Source organism: Achromobacter aloeverae, from assembly GCF_004121055.1.
GTDB lineage: Bacteria > Pseudomonadota > Gammaproteobacteria > Burkholderiales > Burkholderiaceae_B > Bordetella_C > Bordetella_C aloeverae.
Window position 1 is genome coordinate 41,990 of the sequence record NZ_PYAL01000006.1, and the last position, 13,238, is coordinate 55,227.

11 protein-coding genes are annotated in these 13,238 nt (G+C 67.4%); 9 read left to right on the forward strand and 2 right to left on the reverse strand.

The window, feature by feature from the left end; all coding sequences use genetic code 11:
• Positions 1-351: 351 nt before the first annotated feature.
• The gene (locus tag C7R54_RS19440; RefSeq protein ID WP_129152100.1) at positions 352-1,377 is read right to left on the reverse strand and encodes a LysR family transcriptional regulator; all 1,026 of its coding nucleotides are present in this window, start codon (positions 1,375-1,377) and stop codon (positions 352-354) included.
• A gap of 153 nt (positions 1,378-1,530) precedes the next feature.
• On the opposite strand from C7R54_RS19440, the gene C7R54_RS19445 reads away from it, so the two are divergent.
• The 8 genes from C7R54_RS19445 (at position 1,531) to C7R54_RS19480 (ending at position 11,261) form a co-directional block, all read left to right on the forward strand.
• On the forward strand, positions 1,531-3,603 hold the full coding sequence (locus tag C7R54_RS19445; RefSeq protein WP_192903705.1) for a hydantoinase/oxoprolinase family protein: 2,073 nt from the start codon (positions 1,531-1,533) through the stop codon (positions 3,601-3,603).
• Positions 3,604-3,616: 13 nt separating this feature from the next.
• Entirely contained in the window at positions 3,617-5,281 is a 1,665-nt protein-coding gene (locus C7R54_RS19450) for a hydantoinase B/oxoprolinase family protein (protein WP_129152102.1), read from the forward strand.
• Between the two features lie 96 nt (positions 5,282-5,377).
• Entirely contained in the window at positions 5,378-6,370 is a 993-nt protein-coding gene (locus tag C7R54_RS19455; protein ID WP_129152103.1) for a Bug family tripartite tricarboxylate transporter substrate binding protein, read from the forward strand.
• A 99-nt stretch (positions 6,371-6,469) separates the two neighbouring features.
• A complete protein-coding gene (locus tag C7R54_RS19460; RefSeq protein WP_129152104.1) occupies positions 6,470-7,516 on the forward strand; it encodes a Dyp-type peroxidase in 1,047 nt (348 codons plus the stop codon).
• 14 nt (positions 7,517-7,530) lie between these two features.
• Positions 7,531-8,349, forward strand: a complete 819-nt coding sequence (locus tag C7R54_RS19465; RefSeq protein ID WP_129152105.1) for a family 1 encapsulin nanocompartment shell protein — start codon at positions 7,531-7,533, stop codon at positions 8,347-8,349.
• A 92-nt stretch (positions 8,350-8,441) separates the two neighbouring features.
• Positions 8,442-9,362 (forward strand): transcriptional regulator GcvA, encoded by a 921-nt coding sequence (gene gcvA, locus C7R54_RS19470; protein ID WP_129152106.1) that lies wholly within the window; start codon positions 8,442-8,444, stop codon positions 9,360-9,362.
• Between the two features lie 91 nt (positions 9,363-9,453).
• A complete protein-coding gene (locus C7R54_RS19475; protein WP_129152107.1) occupies positions 9,454-9,930 on the forward strand; it encodes a RidA family protein in 477 nt (158 codons plus the stop codon).
• Between the two features lie 131 nt (positions 9,931-10,061).
• Positions 10,062-11,261: an aminotransferase class V-fold PLP-dependent enzyme gene (locus C7R54_RS19480; protein ID WP_129152108.1), complete on the forward strand. Its 1,200-nt coding sequence runs from the start codon at positions 10,062-10,064 to the stop codon at positions 11,259-11,261.
• On the opposite strand, the gene C7R54_RS19485 is transcribed toward C7R54_RS19480, so the two are convergent.
• Positions 11,258-12,052 (reverse strand): IclR family transcriptional regulator, encoded by a 795-nt coding sequence (locus C7R54_RS19485; protein WP_129152109.1) that lies wholly within the window; start codon positions 12,050-12,052, stop codon positions 11,258-11,260. The genes C7R54_RS19480 and C7R54_RS19485 overlap by 4 nt on opposite strands.
• A 96-nt stretch (positions 12,053-12,148) precedes the next feature.
• On the opposite strand from C7R54_RS19485, the gene C7R54_RS19490 reads away from it, so the two are divergent.
• On the forward strand, positions 12,149-13,093 hold the full coding sequence (locus C7R54_RS19490) for a dihydrodipicolinate synthase family protein (protein WP_129152110.1): 945 nt from the start codon (positions 12,149-12,151) through the stop codon (positions 13,091-13,093).
• Positions 13,094-13,238 lie beyond the last annotated feature (145 nt).

Consider the following 13,238-nt stretch of genomic DNA (forward strand, 5'->3'; position numbering starts at 1 on the left):
CATCGGCGGGTGCGCCGGGGGAGGCGGCGGGGGCAAAGGTGCTTCCGCGCATTGGAAGGGCATTACGTGTCATGGAAGGGCAATGAAAAGGCCCGCAGGGTGTATTCCCAATAGTATTCGGGAATGGATCGCGGCCTGTCCTGCTGTATGTCCACCCATTGAAACTCCGAGTGTTCCTCGCTCCGGACGTCCTCCAGGAAGCTCGAGTTCACCTCGCGGGTTTCTTGCGAACAGGACTTTTCCCTGAGCATCGCTCAGGATGGCCTTGACACTTATCGGCTCCATGTTCTCCACCCGCCGCTGAAAAACGTTCAGTTGAGTTCCGACACGAGGGTATCGGTTCCGGCGTCCCTAGGGGGCTGCCTGCCGCGTCCGTCTCGCGCCGGCCGTGGGCGTCGCGGAAGCCCGGTTGTGGCGGCGGCGATACCAGTGCGGTTGCTCCGCCGCGAGGGGCGAGGCCAGGTCGGGAGTGCGTTCGTTCTCCAGCTTCTGGAACAGCTCGGTCAGGAAGTCGATGAACAGGCGTACGCGGGGCAGGCGCCGCTGGCTGTGGCGATACAGCAGATTGATGGGGGGCGCCTGGCGAGTGTGCCAGTCCATCAGGACCGGCTCCAGCAAGCCCTGCCGCAGGGGCTTCCGGATCGACAGGTCGGTGAAGCGCGCGACGCCCTGACCGGCGATCACGGCGTCCAGGATCACGTCGCGGTGGCTGCTGACCAGCCAGCCGTTGACCGCCACCGCCTCGGTCTGCCCGTCGCGCTCATGCTCCCAGTAATCGATGATCGTTCCTTCGTGATCCCGGAAAAGCAGGCAGGGATGATGTTGCAGGTCGCGCGGCGTTGCGGGAATGCCGTGCCGTTTCCAGTACTCGGGCGCCGCGCAGACCAGCAGGCGCGTGTCGGCCAGGTGGCGATGCACCATGCCCGCCTGCTTGGGCCACCCGTACAGGACCAGCACCTCCGCCGTGCTGGCTTCCGGCGCAGTGACCCGGTCGACGTTGCGCACATCGACCTGGATGTCCGGGTAGCGGGCATGGAAATCGGGCAGGGCGGGCAGGATGGAATGCTGCGACAGGATGGGCGAGGTGCCTAATACCAGCGTGCCGCGCGGCCGCTGCACCCCGCCGCGCACGGCCTCGTCGGCGGACGCCAACTGCTCCAGCAGGGGCTGGCAGGCATCGAGGTAATTGACGCCGTCGGCGGTGAGCGTCAACCCGTGCACGGTGCGGTCGAACAACGCGACCCCCAGGCTTTTTTCCAATGCGCCGATCAGCCGCGCCACCGCCGGCACGCTGACGTCCAGCTCCCGGGCGGCGGCGGTGAAACTGCGCTCATGGGCCGAGGTGATGAAGTACTGCAGGGCGCGCAGTTTGTCCACGCAGTTTCCACCTAGGGTTTACGCTGGGCCGGCGACAAGGCAGGCGCGTAGTCGTTAACTAAAAGTTAACGCCGATTTTATCCCCCTGAGCATTCCTTGAAATCCGTACCCTCCCTAAGCTTCTTTCCACGGAATATCCACGGAGAGAACAGCGTGATCACCATAGGCAGCGACATAGGGGGAACGTTCACCGACTTCGTCGAGGTGAACGAGGCGGATGGCAATGTGCGGGTCTACAAGACGCTGACCACGCCCGACGATCCGTCGCGGGCCATCGACCAAGGGGTCCAGGCATTGACGGCCGGGCGCGACGGCGCGGCGCGGACGGTGGACGTGATGGTGCACGGCACGACGCTGGTGATCAACGCGGTGATCGAGCGCAAGGGCGCCCGCACCGGCCTGATCACCACCCGCGGCTTTCGCGACGTGCTGGAAATAGGCCGCGAGAAGCGCTTCGACGCCTACGACCTGCAGATCGAATTTCCCGTGCCGCTGGTGCCCCGCTATATGCGCATGGAGGTGGACGAGCGCCTGCATGCATCGGGCGCCGTCGTGACGCCGCTGGACGAGGACAGCGTGCGCCGGGCCATCCAGGCGCTGAAGGACGAGGGGTGCGAGTCGCTGGCGGTGTGCCTGCTGCATGCCTACCGCAACCCCGCCCACGAGCGGCGCATCGCCGACATTGCGCGGCAGATGATGCCTGGGTGCCCCATCAGCCTGTCCAGCGACGTGCTGCCCGAGATGAAGGAGTACGAGCGCACCACCACCACGGCGGTCAATGCCTACGCCAAGCCGGTGGCGTCGCGCTACCTGTCGCGTTTGCAGGACCGCCTGCGCGACCAGGGCTTCGAAGGTGAAATGCTGATGATGATGTCCAGCGGCGGCATCAATTCGGTCGACTTCGCCCGCGAGTTCCCGGTGCAGATCATCGAGTCCGGCCCCGCCGCCGGCACGCTGGGCGCCGCGCACTTTGCCCGCCTGGCCAACCTGGACAAGGTACTGGCCTTCGACATGGGCGGCACCACCGCCAAGCTGGCCCTGGTCGAGCAAGGCCAGGCGACCCTGACCAACGATTTCGAGGTCGCGCACGTGCACCGCTTCAAGCCCGGCAGCGGAATCCCCGTGCGGATTTCGGTGGTGGACCTGATCGAGATCGGCGCGGGCGGCGGCAGCATCGCGCGGCGCACCCCGGTGGGAACGCTGCAGGTCGGTCCGCAAAGCGCGTCGGCGGTGCCGGGCCCTGCGTGCTACGGCCAGGGGGGCACCGACCCGACGGTGTCCGATGCCGACCTGGTGCTCGGCTACCTGGACCCCCAGCACTTCCTGGGCGGCCGCATGGCCCTGGACAAGCCGGCCGCCGAACGGGCCATCCATACGACGCTGGCGCAACCGCTGGGCATCTCGGTCGAGGACGCCGCCTTCGGCGTGCATGCCATCGTCAACGAGAATATGGCGTCCGCGGCGAAGGCCTACGTCAGCGAGAAAGGCGAGAACCCCAAGTCTTGCGCGTTGGTCGCCTTCGGCGGCGCCGGACCGGTGCACGCTTGCGACCTGGCCGCCCGTCTTGGCGTGCGGACGGTGCTGATTCCGCCGCGCGCCGGCGTGGCGGCGGCCTTCGGCATGATCGTGGCGCCCGTCATGTATGCCGCCGTCCGGTCGCGGCGCACGTTGTTCAAGGACCTGTCCGTCGAGAAGCTGGAGGCGGTCTTCGCCGAGATGTTCGAGGAGTGCCGGCTGCGCCTGCCGGGCACGGTCGATCCCGCCCAGGTGGCCTATGAGTACAGCGTGGACATGCGCTACCTGGGCCAGGGCTACGACGTCACGGCCCCTTACGCCAGGACGGGCCACCATGCGGCGCAGCTCGCCGCGATGCGGGCCTCCTTCGAAAACACCTACCGGCGCCTGTACGGGCGGATATTCACGGACCTGCCGCTGGAGATCATGAACTTCCGCGTGACGGCCAGCGCCGCCCGGCATGTCGCGTCGGCCGGATCGGAAGCGGCCGGGGCCCAGGGCGACGGCAAGATCGGCACGCGCAGGGCGTTCTGCACGCGCACGCGCCAATGGATGGAGTTCGCGGTGCACCGGCGTGCCGGGATCGCGCCGGACCTGCCTTTCCCCGGGCCCGCCATCGTCGAGGAAAACGAGTCCACCACGGTCGTGCCCAGCGGTGCGCGTATCCGGGTCGACGCGCACGGCAGCCTGATCGTCGAACTCTCACATTAAGAAGGAACGGACCATGACCTCGCAACACCAGATCGACCCCGTCACGCTGGAAATGCTCTGGCGCCGGTTGATATCCATCGTCGGCGAGCTGGGCTCCACCCTGCGCCGCACGTCCTTTTCCACCGTGGTCAGGGACATCGGCGACTTCGGTTGCGCCGTCTTCGACGCGGAGGCGCGCCTGCTGGCGCAGACGCCGGCCAGCACGCCGGGACTGTGCGGGCCGCTGGGCACGATGCTGCGGCATATCCTCGCGCGCTACCCCAAGGGCAGCTTCCAGGAAAACGACGTCTTCATCGGCAACGACCCCTGGGCCGGCAGCGGCCACCACAACGACATCACCATCATGGTGCCCGTGTTCTTCAAGGGGCGGCACATTGCCTACGTGGTGACCTGCTGCCATCATGTCGATATCGGTGGCCGCCGCGCGACGACGGAAAGCCGCGACAACTACGAGGAAGGCCTGCGCATTCCCATGTTGAAGTACTACCGCGCGGGAGTCCTGAACGAGGATGTGCAGGCCTTCATCGCGTCCAACGTGCGGTCGCATGAAACGGTGCTGGGGGATTTGCAGGCCCAGGTTTCCGCCTGCCACGTCGGCGGCGAGCGCCTGGGCGACATCTGCGACGAAATGGCATGGGCCGACCTGCAGGGACTGTCCGACGAGATCGTCGCACGCAGCGAGGTAGTGACGCGCGAGGAAATCAACCGGCTCAAGCCCGGCGTCTATCGGCACGAGGCGAAGCTCGATATCGTGGGCGGCGACACGGTGACGATAAAGACGGCAGTCACGATAGGCGACGGCCGTATCGTCGTGGACTTCTCCGGGTCGTCGCCGCAGGTCAAGCCCGCCATCAACTGCACGCTGGCCTACACGTCCGCGTATACGTACTTCGGCGTGCTGTGCATGTTGAACCTGCCGGTGTCCATCAACGAGGGCACCTTGCGCCCCATCACCATCGTGGCGGAAGAGGGCAGCGTGCTCAATTGCACGTTTCCCGCGCCGGTGTTCGGCCGCACCGCGATAGGCACCTTCCTGCCCGACCTGGTGTACCTGGCCGTCGCGCCGGGCGCCTCGGATCGTATCTGCGCCAGCGCGGGCGCCACGCCGATGTGGGGCCAGTACATGTTCGGCAAGCGCCGCGATGGCGAGGACTTCGCGCCTTTCAATGTGTCCAGCGGCGGCCTGGGCGCGCGCGCGAACAAGGACGGCGTGTCCTGCCTGGCCTTCCCCTATAACGTCGGCAACACGCCCGCGGAAGTGATAGAGAGTGAAGTGCCCATGCTGGTCGAGGAGCGCTCGCTGTGGGTGGATTCCGCCGGTCCCGGCAAGTTCCGCGGGGGTTTTGGGCAGAAGTACGTGCTGCGCCTGCTCGATGGCGACCTGGGGCCGGTGGGCGACGTGCTGGCGAGCTTTCGCGGCGGGCGTTTCATCTATCCGCCCGAGGGCGTGCTGGGCGGCGGCAGCGCGCCGCGCGCCTTGCTTTCCATAAGGGGCGTCAGCGAGGATGCCGGCAGGCAGGTGACGTTGCGGGCTGGCGACCGCGTTGCCAGCCATATTCCGGGCGGCGGGGGCTATGGCGATCCACGGGAACGCAGTCCCGAGCGCATCGCGGAGGATTTGAAGAACGGGCTGATCACGCCCGAGCATGCACGAGAGCGCTACGGGTACGCGGCATGATCCCACGCGCTTGAACGGAGTCCGGGCCCGGCAAGGGGCCCGCTTGTGCTTGCGCGTCACGCGCGGGCAAGGCTAAACAGCAAGGGGAATAGTCAAATGAAGAGCCTGCTTGGTAAGTGTGTTTTGTCCGCGGCCGCCTTGGTGGTGACAGCCGCGGCGGCGATGGCGCCGGCGTCCGCGCGCGCGGCTTATCCGGATCATCCGATCAAACTGGTCGTGCCCTTCACCGCCGCCGGCACCGTCGACATGGTGGGACGGGCCCTGGCGGAGAAGCTGTCCGCCAAGCTGGGCCAGCCGGTCATCGTCGACAACAAGGCCGGCGCCACGGGGCAGATCGGGTCGAGCGAGGTCTCCCGCGCCGAGCCGGATGGCTATACCCTGCTGCTGATGTCGGCCACGGTGCACACGGTCTCGCCCAACCTGAAGCAGCATTTCCCCTTCGATCCCATCGATGGCTTCACGCCCATCTCCGAGGTGGTGTCGTTTCCCTATGTGATGGTGGTGTCGGCGTCCAGTCCCTACAAGACGGTCGCGGACCTGGTCCGCGCGGCCAAGGCCAAGCCCAACGCCATCTCCTACGGGTCCTTTGGACCGGGCAGCGGTCCGCACCTGATCAGCGAGTTGTTCGCCCTGTCGACCGGCACCAAGCTGCTGCACGTGCCCTACAAGGGCGCGGCGCCGGCATTGACCGATGTGATGGGAGGACAGATCACCTTCTTCATCGATTCCCTGCCGTCGCCGCTGGGGCAGATCAAGGGCGGCAAGCTGCGTCCGCTGGCGGTGACGACCCTGCAGCGCTCGCCGACCGTGCCGGACGTGCCGACCATGTCGGAGACCATACCCGGATTCGAGGCGATCGCCTGGCTGGGCGTCGCCGCGCCGCCCAAGACGCCGCGCCCCGTCGTGATGAAGCTGTACCAGGCCCTCGCCGAAATCTCCAAGGACCAGGCTTATGGGGATAAGCTGCGCGCGGTCGGCCTGGAACCGGTCGTCAGCGAGAGCCCGGAGGCGTTCCGTACTTGGCTGCTGGCGCAGAAGCAGTATTGGGGCGACGTGGTACGCAAGGCCGATATTCCCATGATCGATTGACGCACCGCTCCCGGGTCTCGCGCTTCCTGCGGCGGGGGAGTACCACGGCCATCTCGATCGCGGTAAGCTTCCTTGCTCATCCATGATCAAGGAACCGGAGTGCCCTCCATACCGACCATCCAGGCGGTTGACGCCAAGCTGACACGCGCCGCCATTTTCCTCGTGGTGACCCTGGACGCCGGCGCCCAGGCCGAAACCGCCGTGCGCGAACTGTGCGCCGACCTGTCCTCGCTGGTCCGGGGCGTCGGTTTCCGCTCGCTCGATGGCGGCCTGTCCTGTGTGACCGGAATCGGCGCCGCGGCCTGGGACCGCCTCTTCGGCGAGCCCACTCCGAAGGAGCTGCATCCCTTCCGCGAGATCCACGGCGTCCATCACGCGCCCTCCACCCCTGGCGACCTGCTGTTCCACATCCGCGCCGCGCGCATGGACCTGTGTTTCGAGCTGGCCACCCATATCATGGCGCGCCTGGGCGACGCCGTGGTCACGGCCGACTCCGTCCATGGCTTCAAGTATTTCGACGACCGCGACCTGCTGGGCTTCGTCGACGGCACGGAAAACCCCGTGGCCCAGGCCGCGCTCGATGCGACGCTGATCGGCGACGAGGATGCCGCCTTCGCCGGTGGCAGCTACGTCATCGTCCAGAAATACCTGCACGATCTCGGCAAGTGGGATGCCATTCCGGTCGAGCAACAGGAAAAGATCGTCGGCCGCAAGAAATTGTCGGACATCGAACTGACCGACGCGGAAAAGCCCAGTTTCGCGCATAACGTACTCACCAACATCGAAGAGAACGGCGAGCAGTTGCAGATCCTGCGCGACAACATGCCGTTCGGCGACGTTGGCAAGGGCGAGTTCGGCACGTACTTCATCGGTTATGCCAAGTCGCCCACCCGCATCGAGCGGATGCTGGAAAACATGTTCGTCGGCGATCCTCCCGGCAACTATGACCGCCTGCTCGACGTCAGCCGCGCCGTCACCGGTACGCTGTTCTTCGTGCCGACCACGTCCTTTCTCGATGCGGTGACGCCCGAAGCCGCCGCCGCGCCCCTTGCTGCCCCCGATGATGCCGCCACCCTGCCGTCCGCGCCCGACGGCTCGCTGGGTAGCGGCTCACTTCGTATCGGCTCCCTGAAATCGTCCCATTGAAGGAAACCCGCTCCATGAACAATCTGCATCGCGAACTCGCCCCCATCTCCCATGCCGCATGGGAACAGATCGAGGAAGAGGCCGGCCGGACGCTCAAGCGCTATCTGGCGGCGCGCCGAGTGGTGGATGTGCCCGAACCCCAGGGGCTGGCCTATTCGGCGGTCGGCACCGGCCACGTCGAGAAAATCGACGGTCCCGGCGATGGCGTCCAGGCCGTGCGGCGCGAGGTCAAGCCACTGGTGGAGTTGCGGGTGCCGTTCAAGCTCTCGCGGCAGGCCATCGATGACGTGGAGCGCGGCTCCGACGACTCCGATTGGGAGCCGTTGAAAGAGGCCGCGCGCAAGCTCGCTTACGCGGAAGATCGCGCGGTGTTCGACGGCTATGCCGCCGCCGGCATCGTCGGCGTCCGCCCGGGGGCGAGCAACCCGGCCTTGAAGCTGCCGTCCGCCGCGATGGGGTATCCGGGCGTGATCGCGCAGGCGTTGAACCAACTGCGCCTGGCCGGCGTCCAGGGGCCGTACCGGCTGGTGCTGGGCGCCGACGCCTACACCGCCATCAGCGGCGGCAATGAAGAGGGCTATCCGGTCCTGCAGCACATCCAGCGCCTGGTCGACGACGAAATCATCTGGGCGCCTGCCATCACGGGCGGCCTGGTGCTCACCGCGCGCGGCGGGGATTTCGAGCTGAAACTGGGCCAGGATATCTCCATCGGCTACCTCAGCCACTCGGCCACCGCCGTCGAGTTGTACCTGCAGGAGAGCTTCACCTTCCGGCTGCTGACCACCGAGGCGGTTGTCGCCCTGGCCGCGCCCGCGGAGGCCGCGTCTCGTTGATCGAAGCCGGGGCCGCGCTGCATCGCGCGGCCCCGGCCATGCGCGCAGCGGGCGTAGTATGTCGGTTTTCAGGAACCTCCGGTCCAGCTTCGATGCGCCTGTTTCGATCCCTGCCGCCGCTCTTGTCGCTACGCGCTTTCGAAGCCGCCGCCAGGCACTTGAGTTTCAGCCTTGCGGCGGCGGAACTGTTCGTGACGCAGAGCGCCGTCAGCCACCACATCCAGAAGCTCGAAGCCGACCTGGGCGTGGCCTTGTTCGAGCGGCGCACCCGCGCGGTCGCGCTGACGCCGGAAGGCGAGGCCTACTACGCGAACGTCCACGCGGCGTTCGAACTCTTGCGAGGCGGCACGGAGGCCATCCGCGCGCAAGCGATAGGCGCCGCGACGCTGACCGTCGGCGTCCTGGCTTCGTTCGCGACCCGTTGGCTGGCGCCCCGGCTGCCTGCATTCTCCGCCGCCTATCCGGACATCACCTTGCAATTGCGCCCGGAGATCGCGCTGGCCGACGTGCCGGCCGGCGCCGTCGACGTGGCGATCCGCTATGGCCGCGGCCGCTGGCCGGCAACGCGCGCGCGGCGCCTGATGGCGGAGCGCCTGTTTCCGGTGTGCGCCCCGTCGCTGCTCGCCGGCGGAAGCCGTCCGCGGCGGCCGCAGGACCTGGCGCGTTTCCCCATCCTGGCTTCCTATTCGAAGAATGCGTTCGAGTGGGATTGCTGGGCGCGCCATGTCGGCCTGGATCTCGGCGCCATGCAGACGGTGCAATTGCACGACTACAACATCGTCGTGGAAGCCGCGTTGGCGGGGCAGGGGATCGCCATGGGGCGGCAGCGGCTGATCGCCGGGCAGCTGGAGACGGGCGCCCTGGTCCCGGTCTTGCCGGACGCGGTCCTCGACGACGACAGGATAGGCTGGTGGCTGGTCTCGCCCAAGGGCACACCGAAACGGGCCGCGTCGGCGTTTTGCGACTGGCTGGTGCAGGCCGCGGAAAAGGACGCCCTGGATCCCATGCATTAGTTCCATTCATGCGTGGCTCGCAAGGATTGATTGGTCGGCGACCCGCGAATTGCCTAGGATGGGACGTCCTGTATTCCGTGAGCCCCATCCCATGACGTCCTCGATCTCGGCCCGCCTTGCCAGCCTTGGCCTGAACCTGGAGCCCGCCGCGCCGGCGGCCGCCAATTATCTTCCCTATGTCCTGGAGGGCCAGCTGCTGCATATTTCAGGGCAGATTTCGCGCGTGGGCGGCTCGCCCGCGTATCGGGGCCGCCTGGGCGCGGACCTGTCGGAGGAGGACGGCATCGCCGCGGCGCGGTCCGCCGCGCTGGGCGTGCTGGCGCAGATCGCGGCGGCCACGGGCGACCGCCTGGAGCGCGTGGCCCGCATCGTGCGCCTGCGCGTGTACGTTGCCAGCGCCCCGGATTTCCAGCGCCAGGGTGTCGTCGCGAATGGCGCGTCGGATCTCATGGTCCAGGTATTCGGCGAGGCGGGGCGGCACGCGCGCAGCGCTGTCGGCGTGGCCGCGCTGCCTTCGGGCGTGGCGGTCGAGGTCGAAGCGCTCGTATCGCTCGTATCCCTCGCCTAGATGCCCGGATACCTGTCCGGAATCCTAATCGGATAACCCCGCGGATAATCGCCCGCTCCGACGGCCGACCACGGCCGCACCACGGCCGCGCACGTGGTCGCACCTGCTCCGGGCCAGCCTTGAACATCGACATGAACACACTTCCCCTTTCCCTCGACGCGGTGGAGGCGCTCCGGGCCCGTACGCCCGGCGCCGAAACGACCGTCCATTTCAACCACGCGGGCGCGTCCTTGCCGTCCGCGGCGACGCTGGAGGCCATACGCAGCCAATTGTGGCGCGAAGCCACGCTGGGTCCCATGGAGGCCGGCGCCGTCGGCCGCGAACAGGCCGAGCGTGCGCGGCGCCTCGCCGCCCGCCTGCTGAATGCCGATCCCGCCGAGATCGCGTTGACCACCGGCAACTCACCCGGCTGGGGTGCGGCGTTCGCCGCGCTGGAACCCCTGCGCGCTGGCGACCGCATCCTGGTCGGTCGGCATGAATGGGGCGGCAACCTGGCGGCAATGCGGATGGCGGCGAAGCGCGCGGGCGCATCGATAGCAGTCATCCCCTGCGATGAGACCGGCCGCGCCGATCCTGCCGCACTGGACGCCATGATGGACGAGCGCGTGCGCCTGGTCGCGCTGACGTGGTTGCCCGCCAACGGCGGCCTGGTCAATCCGGCGGCCGCCATCGGCGCGGTGGCGCGGCGCCACGGCGTTCCCTATTTCATCGATGCGGCGCAGGCGGTGGGGCAATTGCCGGTCGACGTCGCCGAGCTGGGCTGCGACGTGCTGGTCGGCGCGGGCCGCAAGGCCTTGCGCGGTCCGCGCGGGACCGGACTGCTTTATGTCCGGCGGGATTTCCTCTCGCGGCTGTCGCCGGCCATCGTCGACACGCGGTCGGCGCCCCTGGGACCCGACGGCGAGCCCCTGCTGCGTGACGATGCCGCGCGCTTCGAATCGGCGGAAGCCGCGCTGGCGCTGCATTGCGGGCTTGCCAATGCGCTGGCGGAGGCGCTGGAGACCGGCATCGGGGCGATACGCGCGCGTATCGACGCCATCGCGCGGCGGCTGCGCGAACAGCTCGCGGAGATTCCCGGCGTCAGCGTGCTGGACCTCGGCGTGGAGCGATCCGGACTGGTCGCGTTCAACCTGGCGGCTCTCGACGCGGGGCAGGTGCAGGCGCGCCTGGCCCAGCGGGGCATCGCCATCGTCAGCAACGGCGTGGCTTATACGCCTCTCGACATGGCGGCCCGGGGACTCACGCAGGTCGCGCGGGCATCGGTCAGCTACCTGACGGCCGACCACGAGATCGAGCAGTTGCTGGACGGCGTGCGGGCCTTGGCGTCCTAGGGCGGCGCGGCGCCCTGCAGCTTTTTCTGTATCAGCCTGGCTTCCTTGTCCAGGCGTTGGAACAACGTGGGCCAGCGCTCGGCGGGCATGCGGTGGTTGACCGCCGAGATGCTCAAGGCCCCCAACGGCCGGCCGTCCCCCGTACAGACGGGCACGGCGATGGCCGTGACGCCCAGCGTCACCCAGTTGCCGCACACCGCGTAGCCGCGTTCCCGCGTCTCCCGCAGCAGCATGCGCATGATGTCCAGGCTCATGCGGTTGTACCGGTCCAGCTTGGGTTCGCTGCTCTGGATGATGGCCTCCGCTTCTTCGTCGGGCAGCCGGTTCAGGATGGCCAGTCCGGCCGCGCCCACGCCCAGCGGGCGCCGGCTGCCGATGTCCAGCGTGAGGACTCGGATCGGGGACACGCCCTCGCGCCGGTCTATGCATACGGCATCGAAGCCGCTGCGCAGGGTCAGGTAGCACGTGTCCTGGGTCTCGGCTTGCAGCCGGTCCAGGGTATCGCCGCACACGCCCCGGATGTCGCAATGCTCGGCGGCCGCCAGTCCCAGCTCGAACGTCAGCGGCCCCAGGCGATAGATCTTGGTGTCCGCGTTCCAGGCGACCATGCCCATGTCGGTCAGGTGCCGCAACAGGCGCAGCACCGTCGGGTGCGGAAGCCCAGTCAGCTTCGATAGTTCACTAAGTGAAAACCCGCGTCTCATCGGCGCCGATAGCGTTTTCAGGATTTCGATCGATCTTCTCAGGGATTGGGCAGTATCCCTGGGCGCGGGAGCGGGGTTGGATTGCATGTTTACTAAGTGAACAATTTAATTGAGGCGGGGAAGTGATTTTCCTAAAGTTCGCATGCACTTTGTACATTGATTTGGACATTCAGGAAGCCACTCATGACCGCGAAATTCCCCAATTACATGCCGGCTGGCGTCATTCCCGCAGCCTTGATGCCGTTCAACGAAGACCTCTCCATCGACGAGCAGGCGTTGCGCTCGCACATCCGCGACCTGGCGTCGGTACGCGGCATATCCGCGTTGTGCGTGAACGGCGTGTCGCAGGAGATCCCCGGCCTGACGATGGATGAGCAGCGCCGCGCCCTGGACATCATGGCCGACGAAGTGGGCGACCGGGTGCCCTTGATGCATGGCGTGTACGCGCATGGTCCCCTGGATGCGGCGCGGATCGCCAGGCAGGCCGAGGCGGGAGGCGCGTCGTGCCTGCTGGTGTTTCCGCCGGCGGTCTTTGCCCGCGGCGCGGCGATGCTGCCGGAGATGGCGCTGGGCCACTACCGGTCCATCGCCGAAGCGACGGACTTGCCGCTGATCGTATTCCAGTACGAAACGTCGACCGGCATGGCGATTCCGCTGGATACGCTGCTCAAGCTGTCCGAGGAGGTCCCGTCCGTGAAGGCCATCAAGGACCGCAGCAACAATCCCATCGAGCACGAGCGTAATATCCGCACCCTGCAGAACCTGCCGCGGCCGGTGAATGTGCTGACGACCCATAGCGCCTGGCTCATGCCGTCGCTGGTGCTGGGCTGCAACGGCATCCTGTCCGGTTCCGGCAGCGTGCACGCGGACCTGCACGTCGCCCTTTGGGAAGCCGTGCAGGCCAACGACCTGGCGACGGCGCGCGCCATCAACGACAAGATCTATCCGATGTCGAGCTGCTTCTACAGTGCGCCCACTCTGGATATGCATACGCGGATGAAGGAAGCCCTGGTCATGCTGGGACGCCTTCCCAGCGGCCGCGTGCGCCTGCCCTGGGTGGACCTGAGCGACACCGAGCGCGCGCGCGTGCGGGCCGCGCTGGTGCAGGCGGGCAAGCTGGCGGCCTGACGGGTGGATAGCCGGGCGGCTTGATGGGGCGCCGGCGGTCGGAGACCGCGGCTTCCAGGTCTTGCTGGCCCACGGGCCGGCAAGACCTGGCACTGCCTATGCCAAACGCGGGCAGGGGACCGGCGACCAAAACAAAAAAAGGAGG